Source organism: Paracoccus jiaweipingae (assembly GCF_044335505.1).
In the GTDB taxonomy this organism is placed as follows: Bacteria; Pseudomonadota; Alphaproteobacteria; order Rhodobacterales; family Rhodobacteraceae; genus Paracoccus.
In genome coordinates this window covers 151,804-169,624 of record NZ_JBISBS010000002.1, presented here as the reverse complement: position 1 = coordinate 169,624, position 17,821 = coordinate 151,804, and the positions used below count along the sequence as shown (strand labels likewise).

The 17,821-nt window shown below is 64.7% G+C and carries 17 protein-coding genes; 7 read left to right on the top strand and 10 right to left on the bottom strand.

Going from position 1 to position 17,821, the window contains the following annotated elements; translation table 11 throughout:
- Positions 1 to 107: 107 nt before the first annotated feature.
- The 3 genes from lpxC to recN all read left to right on the top strand — a co-directional run bounded on the left by lpxC (position 108) and on the right by recN (position 3,716).
- Positions 108 to 1,043, top strand: coding sequence for a UDP-3-O-acyl-N-acetylglucosamine deacetylase (lpxC, locus tag ACFXP9_RS04270; protein WP_397210017.1), 936 nt, complete (start codon positions 108 to 110; stop codon positions 1,041 to 1,043).
- 158 nt (positions 1,044 to 1,201) lie between these two features.
- Complete coding sequence (locus ACFXP9_RS04265) at positions 1,202 to 2,065, top strand: outer membrane protein assembly factor BamD (protein ID WP_397206110.1); 864 nt, start codon at positions 1,202 to 1,204, stop codon at positions 2,063 to 2,065.
- Positions 2,066 to 2,072: 7 nt separating this feature from the next.
- Positions 2,073 to 3,716: a DNA repair protein RecN gene (gene recN / locus ACFXP9_RS04260; RefSeq protein WP_397206108.1), complete on the top strand. Its 1,644-nt coding sequence runs from the start codon at positions 2,073 to 2,075 to the stop codon at positions 3,714 to 3,716.
- Between the two features lie 29 nt (positions 3,717 to 3,745).
- On the opposite strand, the gene ACFXP9_RS04255 is transcribed toward recN, so the two are convergent.
- The 6 genes from ACFXP9_RS04255 to ACFXP9_RS04230 form a co-directional block, all read right to left on the bottom strand.
- Positions 3,746 to 4,096 carry a hypothetical protein gene (locus ACFXP9_RS04255; protein WP_397210014.1) on the bottom strand — a complete coding sequence of 117 codons (351 nt, stop codon included), beginning with the start codon at positions 4,094 to 4,096 and terminating at the stop codon, positions 3,746 to 3,748.
- A 190-nt stretch (positions 4,097 to 4,286) separates the two neighbouring features.
- On the bottom strand, positions 4,287 to 4,619 hold the full coding sequence (locus ACFXP9_RS04250; protein ID WP_397206104.1) for a hypothetical protein: 333 nt from the start codon (positions 4,617 to 4,619) through the stop codon (positions 4,287 to 4,289).
- A gap of 145 nt (positions 4,620 to 4,764) precedes the next feature.
- Positions 4,765 to 5,643 carry a 3-hydroxyisobutyrate dehydrogenase gene (mmsB, locus tag ACFXP9_RS04245; RefSeq protein ID WP_397206102.1) on the bottom strand — a complete coding sequence of 293 codons (879 nt, stop codon included), beginning with the start codon at positions 5,641 to 5,643 and terminating at the stop codon, positions 4,765 to 4,767.
- A 2-nt stretch (positions 5,644 to 5,645) separates the two neighbouring features.
- Positions 5,646 to 6,647, bottom strand: a complete 1,002-nt coding sequence (locus ACFXP9_RS04240) for an enoyl-CoA hydratase/isomerase family protein (protein WP_397206101.1) — start codon at positions 6,645 to 6,647, stop codon at positions 5,646 to 5,648.
- A gap of 1 nt (position 6,648) precedes the next feature.
- A complete protein-coding gene (locus tag ACFXP9_RS04235) occupies positions 6,649 to 7,794 on the bottom strand; it encodes an acyl-CoA dehydrogenase family protein (protein WP_397206099.1) in 1,146 nt (381 codons plus the stop codon).
- A gap of 139 nt (positions 7,795 to 7,933) precedes the next feature.
- On the bottom strand, positions 7,934 to 9,433 hold the full coding sequence (locus tag ACFXP9_RS04230) for a CoA-acylating methylmalonate-semialdehyde dehydrogenase (protein WP_397206097.1): 1,500 nt from the start codon (positions 9,431 to 9,433) through the stop codon (positions 7,934 to 7,936).
- A gap of 92 nt (positions 9,434 to 9,525) precedes the next feature.
- Here ACFXP9_RS04230 and ACFXP9_RS04225 point away from each other — a divergent pair, with 92 nt between their 5' ends.
- From ACFXP9_RS04225 to ACFXP9_RS04210, 4 genes are all read left to right on the top strand, one after another.
- The gene (locus ACFXP9_RS04225) at positions 9,526 to 10,434 is read left to right on the top strand and encodes a LysR family transcriptional regulator (protein ID WP_397206096.1); all 909 of its coding nucleotides are present in this window, start codon (positions 9,526 to 9,528) and stop codon (positions 10,432 to 10,434) included.
- Positions 10,435 to 10,494: 60 nt separating this feature from the next.
- A complete protein-coding gene (locus tag ACFXP9_RS04220) occupies positions 10,495 to 10,956 on the top strand; it encodes a CBS domain-containing protein (RefSeq protein ID WP_397206094.1) in 462 nt (153 codons plus the stop codon).
- A gap of 71 nt (positions 10,957 to 11,027) precedes the next feature.
- Entirely contained in the window at positions 11,028 to 11,525 is a 498-nt protein-coding gene (gene coaD / locus ACFXP9_RS04215) for a pantetheine-phosphate adenylyltransferase (protein ID WP_397206092.1), read from the top strand.
- Between the two features lie 63 nt (positions 11,526 to 11,588).
- On the top strand, positions 11,589 to 12,437 hold the full coding sequence (locus tag ACFXP9_RS04210) for a DUF2189 domain-containing protein (RefSeq protein ID WP_397210012.1): 849 nt from the start codon (positions 11,589 to 11,591) through the stop codon (positions 12,435 to 12,437).
- 342 nt (positions 12,438 to 12,779) lie between these two features.
- Here the strand turns inward: ACFXP9_RS04210 and ACFXP9_RS04205 are convergent, their stop codons facing one another.
- The 4 genes from ACFXP9_RS04205 to ACFXP9_RS04190 all read right to left on the bottom strand — a co-directional run bounded on the left by ACFXP9_RS04205 (position 12,780) and on the right by ACFXP9_RS04190 (position 17,785).
- Positions 12,780 to 13,274 (bottom strand): bactofilin family protein, encoded by a 495-nt coding sequence (locus ACFXP9_RS04205; protein ID WP_397206089.1) that lies wholly within the window; start codon positions 13,272 to 13,274, stop codon positions 12,780 to 12,782.
- Complete coding sequence (locus ACFXP9_RS04200) at positions 13,264 to 14,577, bottom strand: DUF5930 domain-containing protein (protein WP_397206087.1); 1,314 nt, start codon at positions 14,575 to 14,577, stop codon at positions 13,264 to 13,266. Before ACFXP9_RS04200 ends, ACFXP9_RS04205 begins: the two co-directional genes overlap by 11 nt.
- Positions 14,578 to 14,746: 169 nt before the next feature.
- Positions 14,747 to 16,129, bottom strand: a complete 1,383-nt coding sequence (locus ACFXP9_RS04195; RefSeq protein WP_397206085.1) for a helix-turn-helix domain-containing protein — start codon at positions 16,127 to 16,129, stop codon at positions 14,747 to 14,749.
- Between the two features lie 177 nt (positions 16,130 to 16,306).
- Entirely contained in the window at positions 16,307 to 17,785 is a 1,479-nt protein-coding gene (locus ACFXP9_RS04190; RefSeq protein ID WP_397206083.1) for a replicative DNA helicase, read from the bottom strand.
- Positions 17,786 to 17,821: the final 36 nt, after the last annotated feature.

Genomic DNA, 17,821 nt, shown 5'->3' with positions numbered 1-17,821 from the left:
TATGTTACAAACCGACACATTAGTTTAATTGAGGCTTCGCCGCCCGGTCCCTAACTGGATGATACAGCCACCCGGCTGTGAACCAAAAAGAAGATTCGGGCATCGCCATGCAAGTCACCATCGCAGGAATCGCCGTTTTCGCCGGCTTCGGGTTGCATTCCGGCAAACCCGCGCGGCTGCGCATTCTGCCGGCCCCGGCGGGTCATGGCATCGCGTTTTTGCGCAGCGACCTGACTGGCCCGCGCGCCGCGCGCCAGATCCCGGCGCTTTGGGACCGGGTGACGCCCTCGAAACTTTGCACGCTGCTGGATAACGGGCAGGGGGCGACGGTGTCGACCGTGGAACATGTGATGGCGGCGCTGGCCGGGACCGGCATCGACAACGCCCTGCTGGAAATCGACGGGCCCGAGGTGCCGATCCTTGACGGTTCGGCCGCGCCCTTCGTAACCGGCATCCTGTCGGCAGGCCTGACACGCCAGGAGGCGCCGAAACGCGCGATTCGCGTGCTGCGCCCGGTCGAATACCGCGAAGGTGCGGCCTTTGCGCGTCTGGAACCCGCCGATCATCTGGAAATCGACTTTGCCATCGACTTTACCGATGCCGCGATCGGGCATCAGGAAAAGCGGCTGGACATGGCCAATGGCGCCTTTGTGCGCGAATTGATGGACAGCCGCACTTTCTGTCGTCAGGCCGATGTGGATGCGATGAAATCGAACGGTCTGGCGCTGGGGGGCACCTATCTGAACGCGGTCGTGGTCGATGGCGATCAGGTGCTGTCGCCGGGCGGCCTGCGCCATGCCGACGAACCGGTGCGCCACAAGATGCTGGACGCGATGGGCGATCTGGCGCTGGCCGGGGCGCCGCTGCTGGCGCGCTATCACGGTAACCGCGCCGGGCACGCGATGACCAACAAGCTGTTGCGGGCGCTGTTTGCCCAACCCGATGCCTGGGAATGGGTCGCCTGTTCTGCCCGTCTGGAATGCAGCCTGCCGGGCGCCGGGGTCGACACGCACAGCCTGCGCGGCCCGCTGGCGGTGGCCTGACCGGCCCCGGGGCCGCGCGATCACGGGGTGGTGCGGAAAAATCGGAACAGTTTGATTTCCGACAGCCATTGCCCTTTTGCGCCGCCTGATGTTCTGTGCTAGGACGGCGCGGCCCGGCCTGCGCCGGTGCGATGAAAAAGGATATTCGGGCGGTGACGATGGCGGGCTTGAAAACGGCAGGTGGTTTGATCGCGATCATGCTGGCGGCGTCGGTTACGGCGGGCTGTTCTAAACTGGGTTTTGGCGGCACCACCACCGTTCCCGAGGGCAGCGAGTTCGAGAAATTCACCGCCGAACAGATCTACAAGCGCGGCGAGTATGAGCTGGAAAACAACCGCAAGCCCAAGGACGCGGTGAAATATTTCAGCGAGGTCGAGCGTCTTTACCCCTATTCCGACTGGGCCAAGCGCGCCCTGATCATGCAGGCCTATTCCTATCACAAGGCCCGCAAATACGAGGATGCACGCGGTGCCGCGCAGCGCTTTATCGACACCTATCCGGGGGACGAGGACGCGGCTTACGCGAAATACCTGCTGGCGCTGTCCTATTACGACCAGATCGACGATGTGGGCCGCGATCAGGGCCTGACCTTTCAGGCGCTGCAATCCATGCGCGAGGTGATCGAGCAATATCCCGACAGCGAATATGCGCGTTCGGCCATCCTGAAATTCGATCTGGCCTTTGACCACCTTGCCGCCAAGGAAATGGAAATCGGGCGCTATTACCTGAAACAGGGGCATTACGCGGCGGCGATCAACCGTTTCCGCGTCGTGGTCGAGGAATTCCAGACCACCGGCCAAACGCCCGAGGCCCTGATGCGCCTGACCGAGGCCTATCTGGCCCTTGGCCTGACCGATCAGGCCCAGACAGCGGGGGCGATTCTGGGGCATAACTTCCGGTCCTCGCCCTTCTATCAGGACGCCTATGACCAGCTGCATGGCCGTGGCCTGAAGGCCGAACCGCGCGGCAACAGCTGGCTGACGCGGGTCTATCGTCAGGTCGTCCAGGGCAAGTGGTTGTAAGCGCGCGATGCTGCGGCATCTCGACATTCGCGATATGTTGCTGATCGACCGGCTGGCGCTGGATTTCGCGCCCGGCCTGAATGTGCTGACCGGCGAAACCGGGGCGGGCAAGTCGATCCTGCTGGACTGTCTGGGCTTTGTGCTGGGGTGGCGCGGGCGGGCCGAACTGGTGCGCAGCGGCGCCACGCAGGGCGAGGTCACGGCGCAATTCGACCTGCCCACCGATCACCCCGCGCGTCAGGTTCTGGCCGAGGCCGGGCTGCCGGTGGCGGATGAATTGCTGCTGCGCCGTGTGAATGCCAGCGATGGCCGCAAGACCGGCTATGTCAACGACCGCCGCGTCTCGGGCGAGGTTTTGCGGCGGCTGTCCGATACGCTGGTGGAGTTGCATGGCCAGCACGACGATCGCGGCCTTCTGAACCCGCGCGGCCACCGGGCGCTTCTGGACAGTTTCGCCGCGCTGGACCTGGCGCCGCTGCGCGCGGCATGGGCGGCCCGCCGTCAGGCCCGCGCCGATCTGGCCAGCGCGCAGGCGGCGCTGGACAAGGCCCGCGCAGAAGAGGATTTCCTGCGCCACGCCGTGGCCGAACTGGACGATCTGTCCCCGCAACCGGGCGAAGAGGCTGCGCTGGACAGCGCCCGCCGCGCCATGCAGGCGGCGGAACGCATTCGCGGCGATGTGGCCACCGCACTGGCGGGGCTGGGACCGGACGGGGCCGAGGGCGCGATGGTCGATGCCAGCCGCTGGCTGGAAGGCGCCGCCGACAAGGCCGATGGCCGCCTTGATGCGCCGCTGGCGGCGCTGTCGCGGGCGCTGGTCGAACTGGGCGAGGCCACGCAGGGGGTCGAAGACGCCCTGACCGCGCTGGATGTCGACCCGCAGCGGCTGGAAACCACCGAGGAACGGCTGTTCGCCCTGCGCGCGCTGGCCCGCAAGCATGACGTGCTGGCCGATGACCTGCCGGGGCTGGCCGACGACCTGCGTGACCGGCTGTCGCGGATCGACGCGGGCGCGCAGGGGCTGGCCGATCTGGAACGCGCGGTGGCGCAGGCCGATGCCGCTTATGCCGCGCAGGCCGATGCGGTGACGCTGGCGCGGCGCGACGCGGCGACCCGTCTGGACGCCGCCATGGCGGCCGAACTGGCGCCGCTGAAAATGGAACGCGCGGTGTTTCAGACCGATGTCACCCCGGCGGAAGCCGGTCCCGACGGGCAGGACATGGTCGCCTTTACCGTCGCCACCAATCCCGGCGCCCCGGCAGGCGCGCTGGACAAGATCGCCTCGGGCGGGGAATTGTCGCGGTTTTTGCTGGCGCTGAAGGTCTGTCTGGCGCGCGGCAATGATGCGCTGGTGCTGATCTTTGACGAAATCGACCGCGGCGTCGGGGGCGCGACGGCGGATGCGGTTGGCCGACGGCTGGCGCGGCTGGCCGAGGGCGCGCAGGTGCTGGTCGTGACCCATTCGCCGCAGGTCGCGGCGCGGGGCGGGGCGCATTTCCGGGTGGCGAAATCGGTCAGCGATGGCATGACCACCAGCGATGTCGCGGCGCTGGACGACACGCAGCGCGTGGATGAGATTGCGCGCATGATCTCGGGCGACCGGGTGACCGATGCGGCGCGGCAGGCCGCGCAGGCGCTGATCGCGGGCTAAGGGGCCGGTGGTCTGGCGGCAGGGCCGGTTCAGTCCAGAATTTTGTCAATCAGCCGGATAATCGACAGCACCCGCCGGGTCTGGCTGTCGATGCGCACCAGCCGCCCATCGACAATGGCATAGCTGTCACCGGCAGGCGGGGTGCCAAGGCCGTAAAAGCCGGGATTGGTCACGATATGCAGCCGGGACGGGGGGATCACCTGCCCGATCAGCCCGCCCTGACGCGATTTGCGGGCCTGACCCGGTGGCTGACAGGCGGGGCTTTTCGCCGCCAGACCGGGCGGGCAGCCGCTGCGGGGCTGTGCCTGCGCCGGGGCCGTGGCGGCAACTGTCGTCATCGCCAGCAGCAGGGCGGTCACGGGGGGAAAGCTTGCCTTCATCTGCATGTCCGGCGCGGCGTCCGGTCCCTTTTATGGCGCATCGCTGGCCCTGCGGGGCCGGGGGCGATGCCGTTGTCGCGGTAGGTCAATCCTGTTGGGCAAGCCCATACAAGCGGTCCGGGGCGCGGGAAAGATGCCGGGGGGCGGGTGATCGGCGGTTTCGTGCAAAGCGTGACCATTTGGTCAGCCTTTACAGGTCGTCGCGGTCAGGGCGGCTGACCGGCCACAGCACCGATTCCAGCAACCCGCTGACCGCCCCCACCCGAACGATGCGCCCGTCGGCAACGCCATAAAGGCTGCCATCCGGGGGGCTGGCAAGGCCGTAATGGCCGGGTTCGTCAATAATGCGCAAGTCTTGCGGGCGGTCGCCAATCGCCAAGCCATGACCCGCCATCAGCGCCGGGGCCGTGTCATCGCCAGATGCGGGGTGTTTGGCGGTCAGCCCCCCGAATGACAGCACAGCCGCGATCGCCAGCACGATCACGGCGGGAATGGCGATTTCGGTTGCGCGTCTGGTGTTCATGGCGGGGCAGGGGCGGTGATCGACGCCCCCCTCCTTGCGGTTGATTTTGGGTCGCCAACCCAACGCCCGTCCCGGTCATGGGTTCCGTCGCGGGGGCAGCGGCGGGGCCGGATGACGTAGGGTCACCCGGCCCCGAAAGCCGTGATCAGACGCCCGCGTTTCCCTTGCCTCCAAGCCACGGCAGCACACCGGAAAAGTCGCGGCCCTGACCCTGTTCCTGTTCAACGAAACGGGTGTAAAGATCTGTCGCGCGCGCGCCCATCGGGGTGGCGGCATCGGCGGCCTCGGCGGCCTGTTGCGACAGGCGCAGATCCTTCAGCATCAGTTCCGCAGCAAAACCGGGGGTATAGCCGTTATCGGCGGGCGATTGCGGGCCAACGCCGGGGGCCGGGCAATAGGCATTCATCGACCACGAATAGCCCGAACTGGTCGACACCACATCGAACATCTTTTGCCGGTCCAGCCCCAGCTTGTCGGCAAGGGCAAATGCCTCGCAGGTGGCCAGCATGGTGACGCCAAGGATCATGTTGTTACAGATCTTGGCGGCCTGCCCGGCACCGGATTCGCCGCAATGCACGGTTTTCTGACCCATGATGTCCAACAGCGGCGCGGCCTTGGCAAAGCTGGCATCGTCGCCGCCGACCATGAAGGTCAGCGTGCCCGCCGCCGCGCCGCCGATCCCGCCCGAGACCGGGGCGTCCAGCGCCCCAAGCCCCGCTGCGCGCGCCTGTTCGGCCACAGCGCGGGCGCTGTCGACATCCACGGTCGAGCAATCGCACAGCACCGCGCCCGCGCCCATTGCCGGGATCACATCCGCCGCGACCGCGCGCAGGATCTGGCCGTTGGGCAGCATGGTGAACACGATTTCGGCGCCGGCTGCGGCCTCGGCGGCGCTGACGGCTTTGGTCACGCCCTCGGGCATGGGGGCGGTCAGGTCGAAACCCGCGACCTGATGCCCGGCCCGGACCAGATTGGCCGCCATCGGGCCGCCCATATTTCCCAGACCGATGAAACCGATCTTCATTTTCAGTCCCTCCATTTCAATTCGTCACTGCCAAGCGGCGCCAGAATTGCCTCGACCGCCGCCGCATCGGCTGGGGCCGACCATTGCGGGTTGCGGTCCTTGTCGATGATCTGGGCGCGCACCCCCTCCAGAAAGTCGGACTGCGCCGTGGCGCGGTGGGTAAAGCGGTATTCGCGCGACAGCGATTCCTGAATGCGCGTATCGGCACGCGACGCCCGCACCATTTTCAGCGTCGCCGCCATCGACAGGGGCGAATTGCGGCGCATGGCTTTCAGCGCGGCTTGGTCACCAGCCTGTTCCAGTGCGGCCATGATCGCGGCGATGTCGTCCTTGCCAAAGGCTGACAGATCGCGCGTGGCCAGTTCCGAGGCGGGCGCGGGCTGGCCCGCGACCAGCGTGGCATCCCCGGTCCGGGCCAGCGTGTCTTTCAGCGGCCCCCATTCGGATTCGGGCAGATAGAAATCGGCAAAACCGGCATGAATGGCATCGCCCGCCCCCATGCGCGCGCCGGTCAGGCCCAGATATTCGCCAATCCGCCCCGGCGCGCGGCCAAGCAGCCATGTGCCGCCGACATCCGGGATCAGCCCGATGCCGGATTCGGGCATCGCGACCTGGGTGCTGTCACCCACGACGCGCTGGCCGGCATGGCCGCCGACACCGACGCCGCCGCCCATCACGAAACCCTGCATGAAGGCGATGATGGGTTTGGGGTAATCCTCGATCTTGGCGTTCAGGCGGTATTCTTCGGCAAAGAAGCGCTGCCCGACGCCGTGATCGCCCTGCAACCCGGCGCGATAGACGGCGGCAATGTCACCGCCTGCGCAAAACGCCTTGTCGCCCGCCGCGTCGATCATGACCAGATCGACATCGGCATCGTCGCGCCAGCCGTCCAAAGCGGCCTCGATCGCGTTGGCCATGTCATGGGACAGCGCATTCAGCGCCTTTTCGCGGGTAAAGGTGATGCGCCCGGCGCGTCGGTCCTTGCGGATGTTCAGATCGTCCATATCAGCCCCGTTCCGCCAGCAGCGCGCGGCTGGTGATCAGCCGCATGATTTCATTGGTGCCTTCCAGGATCTGGTGCACGCGCAGATCACGCACGATTTTCTCGATCCCGTAATCGGCCAGATAGCCATAGCCGCCATGCAGTTGCAGACAGTCATTGGCGACCTCGAAGGCGCGGTCGGTGACATATTGCTTGGCCATGGCGCAGAATTTGGTTGCATCGGGGGTGGCGTGATCCAGCTTCCACGCCGCCTGACGCAGGAAGATGCGCGCCGATTGCAGCGCGATTTCCATATCGGCCAGCCGGAATTGCAGCGCCTGAAACTGATCAAGGCTTTTGCCAAAGGCCTTGCGTTCGCCCATATAGGCCAGCGTTGCGTCCAGCGCCCCCTGCGCGCCGCCAAGCGCGCTGGCGGCGATGTTCAGCCGACCGCCATCCAGCCCGGCCATGGCATAGCTGAAGCCCTTGCCATCCTGCCCGATCTGGTTTTCCGCCGGGACGAGACAATCGTCGAACTGGACTTGCGCGGTGGGTTGCGCCTTCCAGCCCATCTTGTGTTCCAGCGCGCCAAAGGACAGGCCGGGTGTGCCGTCCTCGACCACCACGGTGCTGATGCCCTTGGGGCCGTCCTCGCCGGTGCGGACCATGGTCAGATAGCAGTCGGAATAGCTGCCGCCCGAGATGAAGGCCTTGGTGCCGTTCAGCCGGAAGCCGCCATCGACCCGGTCGGCGCGGGTGCGCAGCGCCGCCGCGTCCGAGCCGCTGCCCGGTTCGGTCAGGCAATAGCTGAAGATTTTCGTCATGCTGCACAGGTCTGGCAGCCATTTTGCGCGGGCCTCGGGGCTGCCGAATTTGTCGATCATGCCGCCGCACATATTGTGGATCGACAAAAGCGACCCGACCGAGGGGTCGGACATGGCCAGTGCCTCGAACACAAGGGTCGCGTCCAGCCGCGACAGGCCCGAGCCGCCATAGTCTTCGGAAACGTAAACCCCGCCAAGGCCCAGTTCGGCCACTTTGGCCCATAAGTCGCGCGGGATGGTGCCGGCCTCTTCCCAGTCGCGGGCGTGCGGGGCCATGTGTTCGGCCCCGAAATCGCGCGCCATGTCGAATATGGCCTGTTGTTCCTCGGTCAGTGCGAAATCCATGGCCTCCCCCTTCCGTGGATATCTGTCTGTCTGTGGTCTATCCCGCAAATCTTGCACAAGTGTTGCGGGGCGGGAACCGGGGCGTTGCCCCGGACCCCAGGGTATTTGGGCAAAGAAGAAACCCCTTTGCCCGTGACGATCAGTCCATCGCCTTGAAGTTGAATTCGCCACCTTCCTTGATCCCCGAGGGCCAGCGGGCGGTGACGGTTTTCGTCTTGGTGTAAAAGCGGAAAGCATCGGCGCCATACTGGTTCAGGTCGCCAAAGCCGGATTTTTTCCAGCCGCCGAAGGTGTAGTAGGACAGCGGCACCGGGATCGGGAAGTTGATGCCGACCATGCCGACATTGACCCGGTTGGCAAAGTCGCGCGCGGTGTCGCCATCGCGGGTATAGATCGCCGTGCCGTTGCCATATTCGTGGTCGGTGACCAGTTTCAGCGCCTCTTCGTAAGACCCCGCGCGGACGGTGGACAGGACCGGGCCGAAGATTTCGGTCTTGTAGATATCCATGTCCGGCGTCACCTCGTCGAACAGATGCGGGCCGACAAAGAAGCCGTTTTCATAGCCCTGAAGGCTGAAATCACGGCCATCGACGACCAGTTTCGCGCCCTGTTCCACGCCGGTTTCGACCAGACGCAGGATGTTTTCCTTGGCAGCCCTGGTCACGACCGGGCCGTAATCGACATCGTCACCGGCGGTATAGGGGCCGACCTTCAGCTTTTCGATGCGCGGGACCAGCTTTTCGATCAGCTTGTCGGCGGTTTCCTTGCCCACCGGCACCGCGACCGAGATCGCCATGCAGCGTTCGCCCGCCGCGCCGTAACCCGCGCCCACCAGCGCGTCGGCCGCCTGATCAAGGTCGGCATCAGGCATGATGATCATGTGGTTTTTCGCGCCGCCGAAACATTGCGCGCGTTTGCCGTGCTTGGCGGCCTCGGTATAGATGTAATGCGCGATCGGGGTCGAACCGACAAAGCCCACCGCCTGCACGGTTTCGTTTTGCAGGATCGCGTCGACGGTTTCCTTGTCGCCGTTCACCACTTGCAGCACGCCGTCGGGCAGGCCGGCCTCTTGCCACAGTTTGGCCAGCATGACCGGGACCGAGGGGTCGCGCTCGGACGGTTTGATGATGACGGCATTGCCGGCGGCCAGCGACGGCCCCATTTTCCACAGCGGAATCATCGCCGGAAAGTTGAACGGGGTGATCCCGGCCACCACACCCAGCGGCTGGCGCATCGAGAACAGGTCGATCCCCGGCCCGGCATTGTCGGAAAATTCGCCCTTCATGAAATGCGGCGCAGCGATGCAGAATTCGATCACCTCAAGCCCGCGCTGGACGTCGCCCTTGGCGTCGGGGAAGGTCTTGCCGTGCTCGGATGACAGCATCTCGGCCAGCTTGTCCATATCGCGGTTGATCAGGTCGACCATCTTCATCAGCACACGGGCGCGGCGCTGGGGGTTGGTCGCGGCCCAGACCTTCTGGGCCTCGGCGGCGCTGGCCACGGCGGCGTCCAGTTCGTCGCGGGTGGCCAGACCGACCTTGGCCTGAACCTCGCCGGTGGCGGGGTTGAACACATCGGCGGTGCGGCCAGACGTGCCCGCAACCTCTTTCCCATCAATCCAGTGATGAATCTGTCGCATGAGATCCTCCTTTAACCTTTTGTCACGATAGCCTTGCGAAATCGCCCGATAAAGGCACGATAGGGCAAAAGGGTTTTGCAAAGGTGCAAAGCATGGACTGGGACGACCTGCGCGTTTTTCTGGCCGTGGCGCGCGATGACAGCCTGTCGCGGGCGGGGCGTCGGCTGGGGCTGAACGCCTCGACCGTGGGGCGGCGGGTGGCGCGGCTGGAACAGGAACTGGGGGCGGTGCTGTTTGCCAAGACCCCGCAGGGTTACGCGCTGACGCCGCAGGGCAGCCGCCTGATCCCCCATGCCGAGGCCGCCGAACGCGCCTGCCTTGGCGCCCGCGACAGCCTGTCCGGCAAGGGCGAGATCACCGGCCAGTTGCGCATCGGCGCCCCTGATGGCTGTGCCAATTACCTGTTGCCGCAGGTCTGCGCCGCGCTGTGTGACGCCCATCCCCGGCTTGAGGTTCAGATCGTCGCCCTGCCACGCCTGTTCAACCTGTCCCGTCGCGAGGCCGATATGGCCATTGGCGTGTCCCCGCCCGATGCGGGGCGGCTGGTGGTGCAAAAGCTGGCCGATTACCGGCTGTATCTGGCCGCCAGCCGCGATTATCTGGCGGCGCATCCGCCGATCCGCGACCGGGCCGATCTGGGGGGGCACCGGATGATCGGCTATATCGCGGACATGATTTTCGACCGCGAACTGGACTATCTGGCGGCGACGGGGGTGGACACGGCGGCGCTGACCTCGAATTCGGTTTCGGTGCAGATGCAGGCGATCCGTGCCGGGGCCGGGGTCGGGATCGTGCATGATTTCGCCATGCCTGCCGCGCCGGAATTGCGGCGCATCCTGCCCGGCGATGTGTCGCTGCCGCGCAGCTTTTACCTGATCCGACATGCCGATGACCGCCGTTCCGACCGGCTGACCCGGCTGGCCGAGGAACTGGCCCGTGCCTTCCGCCGCCAGATCGCGCGTTTGCAGCAGCTTGCGGTGCAAAAGGATGGCGGGGCTTGACGCATGGGGCGGATCGCGCAACGCTTGTAATTAACATAACCGCAAGCGGAGGGGTTGCGCATGATCGTTAAACAGATCCTGAAACTGAAGAATGAATCGGAAAAGCCCGCGGTGACGGCGCAGGCGGTCTTTACCCTTTCGCCCGATGCCACCGTGGCCGAGGCGGCCCAGATTCTGGCCGAAAAGCGCATCGGCGCGGTGGTGGTGTCGGGCGACGGCGCGCGGCCTGACGGGATCTTGTCGGAACGCGATATCGTGCGCGCCATGGCCCGGACCGAGGGCGATGTGCGCGGGCTGAAAGTGTCGGAACTGATGACCGCCAAGGTCAAGACCTGCACCGAATCCGAGGACGCGCTGACGGTGCTGGAACGTATGACCGAGGGGCGTTTCCGTCACCTGCCGGTGGTCGATGCGCAGGGCCGGATGCTGGGGGTGGTGTCGATCGGTGACGCGGTTTCGGCCCGTCTGCGGGAACTGCACGCCGATAAAGAGGCCCTGACCGGCATGATCATGGGCGCGTGACCTTGGGAAATGCTTGATTTTTTGCGGCGTTTGCTGTTGCCTGCGCCGCAACGCAGCATTTGGGGGGACATATGCGTATCGGCCTTTATCCCGGAACGTTCGACCCGATTACCCTGGGTCACATCGACATTATCCAGCGGGCCATGGCGCTGGTGGACCGGCTGGTGATCGGCGTGGCCATCAACCGCGACAAAGGCCCGCTTTTCCCGCTTGAGGAACGTGTCGCCATGGTTCAGGCCGAATGCGACGCCATCGCCGCCCGCACCGGAGGTGAGATCATCGTTCATCCGTTCGAGAACCTGCTGATCGACTGTGCCCGCGATGTTGGGGCCAGTGTCATTGTGCGCGGCCTGCGCGCCGTTGCCGATTTTGAATATGAATTTCAGATGGTTGGCATGAACCGCGCGCTTGATTCCACGGTCGAGACGGTGTTCCTGATGGCCGATGCGCGGCGTCAGGCGATTGCGTCCAAGCTGGTCAAGGAAATTGCCCGGCTGGGGGGCGATGTGTCGAAATTCGTCACCCCCGAGGTAAACGAGGCCCTGATCGCCCGATTTGCCCGCCGCTGACGCGTTTTCGTTGATTCCACGCCCGGTCCGGTTTTACCCTTCCCCCATAAAGGGAGGAAAACCATGACCGACAACACTCAGCCGGGGCCGGGTCCGCACCCGGTGCCCGACCCCGCCCCGCCCCTGCCACCGGGTCCGCAACCCGACACCCCCGACCCCATCCCCGAGATCGCGCTGATCGACACCGCCGCCATTCCCGCATCGCTGGCGGCGGGGTGGCGAGATTTTCTGCGCGCGCCCGTCTTTGGGCTGTTCTTTTCCGCGTTTTATGTCGCCGGTGGGCTGGTTCTGGCGGCGGTGGCGGCAGCCTCGGGGCAGGAATGGTGGCTGATGCCGTTCATCGTCGGCTTTCCGCTGATCGCGCCCTTCGCCGCCATTGGCCTGTTCGAGGTCAGCCGCAGGCTGGAACGCGGGGCGCCGCTGGACTGGCCCGCCATTTTGGGGGTGGTGCTGGCACAGCGCAAACGGCAATTGCCCTCGATGGCGATGGTCGTGCTGCTGATGTTCATGTTCTGGGTCTTTGTCGCCCACACTATTTTCGCACTTTTCATGGGCGTGTCGGCGCTGACCAATGTGACCAGCTCGCCCGAGCTGCTGTTTCAGGGGCGCGGGCTGGTCATGCTGGCGGTGGGCTGTCTGGTCGGTGCGGGCTTTGCTGCGGTGCTGTTCAGCCTGACGGTGGTCGCCCTGCCGCTGCTGCTGGAACGCGAGGTCGATTTTATCTCGGCCATGATTGCCAGCATGACGGCAGTGCGGCTGAACCTTGGCGTCATGCTGGTCTGGGGGCTGGTCATCGCTGCCTGTCTGTTCGCCGGGATCGCGCCGCTGTTTCTGGGCCTTTTTGTGGCCTTGCCGGTTCTGGGTCATGCCAGCTGGCACATGTATCGCCATCTGATGCCCGACGCGGAATGATGTCCACCCGGCAGGTCAGGTTGCGGTGCTGGCAAGCCAGTGATCGCTGCGGATGTGCAGGCAAGGGCGGCGCATCAGCGTGGCTGATTGGCAAAAGGGCACCCGACCGGGTGCCCTTGTTTCGTATCTGCGCCGGTAAAGTTTGAAACGCCGTGCCTTGCGGCAATACCGTTGCCACCAAGGGGCGCTTGCGACAGGCTTTGCACATCACAGCAGCCCTGACGGCGGGGTGCCGCCCTGTCCCGAATGCGGGGCGCCGCCCTCGGGCCACTGATGTGCCGCACGACCCCTTGATTGGTGCACCAGCCCATGGCGCGGGCTGCGCTGCCGGGGTTTGCCTGCTTAATCGTCGCTTTCGTCGAAATCGGTTGCCGGCGGGGCCAGTTTCGGTGCGCCGCCAGCGGCCAGCGGGTCCTCCTGACGCTGGACCGAGCCTTCGAAATGGGCGCCCGATTCGATAGCGATGGTCTTGTGCACAATGTCCCCCTCGACCCGTGCAGTAGCGGTCAGGCGCACCTTGATCCCGCGCACACGGCCAATGACGCGGCCATGAACGATCACGTCGTCGCCCATGATCTCGCCACGGATGGTGGCGGTTTCGCCCACGGTCAGCTGACGCGCGCGGACATCGCCATCAACCTGCCCCTCGATCTGGATATCGCCTTCGGTCTTGATATTGCCGGTGACGGTCAGGTCGCTGGACAGAACCGAAGGGGCCGTGCGGCTGGGGGCCGGTGCGGCGCTGAAGTCACTGGTCATGTCCATCGGGCGTTGCTCCGTTTCGGTGGGGGTTTGACTACGGGGGCCGGGTTCGGTCACGCGGGTCTTAGAAAACATTTTGCGCCGCCTTTATGAAGCTCATGGGGTTCACAGCCCGGCCGTTCACGCGCACCTCGTAATGCAGATGCGACCCGGTCGAGCGTCCGGTGTTTCCCATATCACCGATTCTTTCGCCTTGCGATACCCTTTGGCCCTGCCTGACCCGAATCCGCGACAGGTGACCATAGCGGGTTTCTGTCCCCAGCTCGTGCCGGATCTTGATCACATTGCCATAGCCGCGCTGCCAGCCGGCAAAGGTCACAACCCCGTCACCCGTGGTGAAAATTGGCGTGCCGACCGGGGCCGCCATGTCGATGCCTTCATGCATCCGCCCCCAGCGCCGCCCAAAAGGCGAGGTAAAGCGATAGGCGGATTTGACCGGCATTGCCAAAGGCATCTTTTCCAGCGCGATGCGATAGGTGTTCAGCTTATCAAGCGAGATCAGAACTTCATTGGCCTTGGCCTCGGATTCCGAAATCGCGGCATTGCCATGCGAGGAATAGGCAATCGGCGTCAGCGGCCCACCCTGCCCGGAATAGCCCTTGCGCACCGTGCGCAGAACCGCGTCCGGGTCCATCCCGACCGAGCGGAACACCCGGTCCAATGGTTTCAGCGATACCGAGACCGCATCCTCAAGCTGTTCAAAGATTTCATCGTTGCGTGCGATGATCTGATCCCGCTCGATCGCGACCGATTCGGCGGCAAGGCGGGCCTGTTCTGCCGCATCCTCGGCATCGCGCCGCGCGGAGGAGGCTGATTTCAGCTCGCCCGCCAGAATATCCAGCGCGGCCGAAAACTCGGCGCTGCGGGCCTGTTCGGGAACCGCCTTGCCATCGGCGCCCGTGACCGCCGCCGCCATGTCGCGGGCGGTGTCGCGGTCGGAAATGGCTTTGTGCAGGCTGGTCTGCACGGCACCCAGACCGGTTTCCAGCTCGCGGCTGCGTTCCTGCGCGGCCAGCAATTGCGACTGCATCCGGGACACCTGATCCAGCGCCACGGCAAAGCGGTTCTGGGCGGCCAGTGCCTCTGCTGCGCGGGCATCGCGTTCCGCGGACAGGTCGTTCAGCCGTTGCTCAAAAGCCGTCTGCGCCTGCTGCGCCTGATCGCGGGACGAGCCGGCGCTGATGGCGTCAATGATCAGAATCGCGCTGGCGATAATGGCCCAGCCAAAGATCAGCGCGGTGCCACCAAGCGCGGCCAGTTGGGTCACCGGACGCAAGCGGACAAAGCGGGTGGTCTTGTCGGATTTCAGGAACAGACGTTGTTCGGGAAGCCAGCGTTCCAGGGTGCTGCTGACGTGATGGGCAAGGCGTCTGGGCAATGGTGGGTCCTTGGGGCTTTGCATCATGGTCTGAATGGTGCAGGTCTTAAATGCAATCTGTGCCCCTGGCGCAACAGAAAGCGCCAAATCTGTCGGGGGATCGGCCAAAATCGGCCCGATCGGCTGGAACCCGCCGATTTTTGGGGCGTTAAGCCCGTTTTTGTCCCCCTCAGACCACGTCATAGGGCAGGGCCGTTCGGCGCTCGTCCGGGACGTGCAGCGGGCGGTCAATGGGCGGGACCGCACGCTGGTGACAGCTTCTGCGGGGACAGATCCGGCAGGATACGCCGATCGGTTCGAACCCGCCGCCAAGCCCGTCACCATAGGTGATGTGCGAAATATGCGAAATCTCGCAGCCGAGCCCGATGGCAAAGCGGCGTACCGGCGCGCCAAACCGCCCCGCAGGTTTTGAAACGTCGCGCGCCAGCAGCAGATAGCGCGCGCCATCCGGTGTTTCCGCTAGCTGGCGCAGGAACCGGCCCGGTGTTTCAAAAGCCTGATGAACGTTCCACAACGGGCAGGCCCCGCCAAAGCGTGCGAATTGAAGACGGGTGGCCGAATGCCGCTTGGTGATTGTGCCGGCCTGATCGACGCGGACGAAAAAGAACGGCACCCCTTTCAGCCCCGGACGCTGCAACGTCGAAAGCCGGTGGGCGACCTGTTCCAGCGATGCACCGAACAGATGCGACAGCCGTTCCAGATCGTGCCGCTCGATCCGGGCGGCATCCAGAAACCGGCGATAGGGCATCAGGGCCGCGCCGGCGAAATAATTGGCCATGCCGATGCGCGCGATCTCGCGCGCGGTGTCAGACCGGAACCGCGCAAGGTCCAGCACCGCCTCGATCAGGGCGCCATGGCCGTTCAGCGCCACCAGATGCAGCAACTGAAAGCGCCGCGTCGCCGGTTCCGTTGCCGCATTCATGATGATCCGGCGATCGTCGCGGCGGTAAACCGCCCCTGCGGCCAGTTCCGCCGTCTCGACCCGCAGGCCAGCCTCGGTCAGGGCGGCGATGGCGCGGGCCTCGACCCCGGCGGCACCTTCGGCGGTGGCAAAGCGTTCCGCGGCGCGGTCGACGGCGTCGATATAATTGTCGCAGTAATGGAAGAAATCGCGCACCTCCTCCCACGGGGTGGTCTGCGCGTTCTGGCCGGAACTGCCAAGCGCCTCGTCCAGCGCGGCCAGCCGTTCCTGCCCGTCGCGATGGGCGCGATAGAGGTCCAGAAACGCCCGCGCCAGCCCCGGCGCATTCGAGGCCGCCAGCCGCAGGTCGGCCAGTGGCGGCGCGTTGTCAAACAGCGGATCTGCCAGCGCCTCTTGCATGTCGATGACAAGGCGTTCGGCGTCGCCGGTGGCCAGATCGGACAGATCAATCCCGAATTCCGAGGCCAGCCGCAACAGCACCCCGGCCGAGACCGGCCGGTGATTGTTTTCCATCTGACTGAGATAGGGCAGCGATACCCCCAGCCGGTCGGCAAAGGCCCGTTGCGTCAGCCCCACGCGCCCGCGCGTTTCGCGCAATGTCGTGCCTGCGTAAATCTTGTTGGTCGCCATGCTGCCCCCTGCGATCTGCAAATCCGCCAATACGATTTGCAAACCACCTTGGGCAAGCGCCAAGGCCGGGGGCGCCGTTGTCCAGGCAACGGAAAACCACGTCAGAATCAGGATCAGAATACGGCTCATGCAATTTGCATAGCCGCCACAGGTTAAGATCCGGTTAGCGCGCGGCGATTATTCCCATTCCGATGCGCGCTGCTTTTCCAGATTGCCAAAGCGCGTGAACTGCGATTCGAATGCCAGTTCCACGGTGCCAATCGGGCCATGGCGTTGTTTTCCAAGGATAACCTCGGCCTTCCCGTGGCAGGATTCCATCTTTTGCTGCCAGTCGGCCATGGCCGCCAGGTCATGTTCGGACGGCTTTTCACGTTCGCGGTAATATTCTTCGCGGAACACGAACATGACGATATCGGCATCCTGCTCGATCGAGCCTGATTCGCGCAGATCCGACAATTGCGGGCGCTTATCCTCGCGGCTTTCGACCTGACGCGACAACTGCGACAGGGCAATGACGGGGATGTTCAGTTCCTTCGCAATCGCCTTCAATCCCTGTGTAATTTCAGAGACTTCGTTCACGCGACTGTCCTTGGCCGTGGCCGGGCGCAGCAGTTGCAGATAGTCGATGATCAGCACATCCAGGCCGTGGGTCCGCTTCAGCTTGCGCGCCCGCGCCGCCAGTTGGTTGATCGGCAAGGCCGGGGTGTCGTCGATATACAGCGGACAGTTCTGCAAGGCGTGGGCGGCCTCAAGAAAACGACGGAATTCGTCCTCGGTCATGTCGCCGGAACGGATACGGTGGCTGGACACCTCGGCCGCTTCGGCCAGAATCCGGGCGGCCAGCTGTTCCGCCGACATTTCCAGGCTGAAAAAACCCACCACGCCCCCCGACAGCGCCCCCAGCGTGCCATCGGGTTTTTCCCCTTGTTTGAAGGCCTTGGCCACGTTGAACGCAATATTCGTGGCCAGCGAGGTTTTCCCCATCGAGGGGCGTCCCGCCAGAATGATCAGGTCTGAATCGTTCAGCCCGCCCATCTTGCGGTCAAGGTCGATCAGCCCGGTCGAGATCCCCGACAAATCGCCATCGCGCAGATAGGCCGCGTTGGCCACGTCCACGGCCTTGTTCACCGCCTTCAGGAAGGACTGAAAGCCGCGTTCGGCCACGCCTTGCTCGCCCAGTTTATACAGCGTCTGCTCGGCCAGCTTGATCTGTTCTTCGGCGTTATCCTCGACCTTCACCGTCGCCGCGCGGGCGGAAATGTCGCGCCCCAGCGTGATCAGGTCGCGGCGCAGCGCGAATTCGCGGATCATCTGCGCATAATCGCGCGCCGCATAGGCCGAAATCGCAGCCCCCGCCAGCCGCACCAGATAGGTCGGGCCGCCAAGCTCTTTCAGGCCCTCGTCATCTTCCATGAAGGCCTTGATGGTGACGGGGCTGGCCAGCGCGTTCTTGCGAATCCGCTCGATGCAGATGTCAAAGATGCGGGCGTGAACCGGGTCATAGAAATGTTCCGCCTTCAGGATCTGCGAGATCCGGTCGAACACCTCGTTATTGGTCAGCAGCGCCCCCAGAAGCTGTTGTTCCGCCTCGATCGAAAAGGGGATCTTCTCGTCCGCGTCGGGGGCGTGGGGGATGATGGCGCGAAGTTCACTCATGACCCGAATCCTGTCTGTGTTGGGGCACTATCTCAC

Excerpts from the sequence above, each read along its gene's own strand:
- lpxC (WP_397210017.1), top strand. The coding sequence starts at position 108 with ATGCAAGTCACCATCGCAGGAATCGCCGTTTTCGCCGGCTTCGGGTTG.
- ACFXP9_RS04265 (WP_397206110.1), top strand. The coding sequence starts at position 1,202 with ATGGCGGGCTTGAAAACGGCAGGTGGTTTGATCGCGATCATGCTGGCG.
- recN (WP_397206108.1), top strand. The coding sequence starts at position 2,073 with ATGCTGCGGCATCTCGACATTCGCGATATGTTGCTGATCGACCGGCTG.
- ACFXP9_RS04255 (WP_397210014.1), bottom strand. The coding sequence starts at position 4,096 with ATGAAGGCAAGCTTTCCCCCCGTGACCGCCCTGCTGCTGGCGATGACG.
- ACFXP9_RS04250 (WP_397206104.1), bottom strand. The coding sequence starts at position 4,619 with ATGAACACCAGACGCGCAACCGAAATCGCCATTCCCGCCGTGATCGTG.
- mmsB (WP_397206102.1), bottom strand. The coding sequence starts at position 5,643 with ATGAAGATCGGTTTCATCGGTCTGGGAAATATGGGCGGCCCGATGGCG.
- ACFXP9_RS04240 (WP_397206101.1), bottom strand. The coding sequence starts at position 6,647 with ATGGACGATCTGAACATCCGCAAGGACCGACGCGCCGGGCGCATCACC.
- ACFXP9_RS04235 (WP_397206099.1), bottom strand. The coding sequence starts at position 7,794 with ATGGATTTCGCACTGACCGAGGAACAACAGGCCATATTCGACATGGCG.
- ACFXP9_RS04230 (WP_397206097.1), bottom strand. The coding sequence starts at position 9,433 with ATGCGACAGATTCATCACTGGATTGATGGGAAAGAGGTTGCGGGCACG.
- ACFXP9_RS04225 (WP_397206096.1), top strand. The coding sequence starts at position 9,526 with ATGGACTGGGACGACCTGCGCGTTTTTCTGGCCGTGGCGCGCGATGAC.
- ACFXP9_RS04220 (WP_397206094.1), top strand. The coding sequence starts at position 10,495 with ATGATCGTTAAACAGATCCTGAAACTGAAGAATGAATCGGAAAAGCCC.
- coaD (WP_397206092.1), top strand. The coding sequence starts at position 11,028 with ATGCGTATCGGCCTTTATCCCGGAACGTTCGACCCGATTACCCTGGGT.
- ACFXP9_RS04210 (WP_397210012.1), top strand. The coding sequence starts at position 11,589 with ATGACCGACAACACTCAGCCGGGGCCGGGTCCGCACCCGGTGCCCGAC.
- ACFXP9_RS04205 (WP_397206089.1), bottom strand. The coding sequence starts at position 13,274 with ATGTTTTCTAAGACCCGCGTGACCGAACCCGGCCCCCGTAGTCAAACC.
- ACFXP9_RS04195 (WP_397206085.1), bottom strand. The coding sequence starts at position 16,129 with ATGGCGACCAACAAGATTTACGCAGGCACGACATTGCGCGAAACGCGC.
- ACFXP9_RS04190 (WP_397206083.1), bottom strand. The coding sequence starts at position 17,785 with ATGAGTGAACTTCGCGCCATCATCCCCCACGCCCCCGACGCGGACGAG.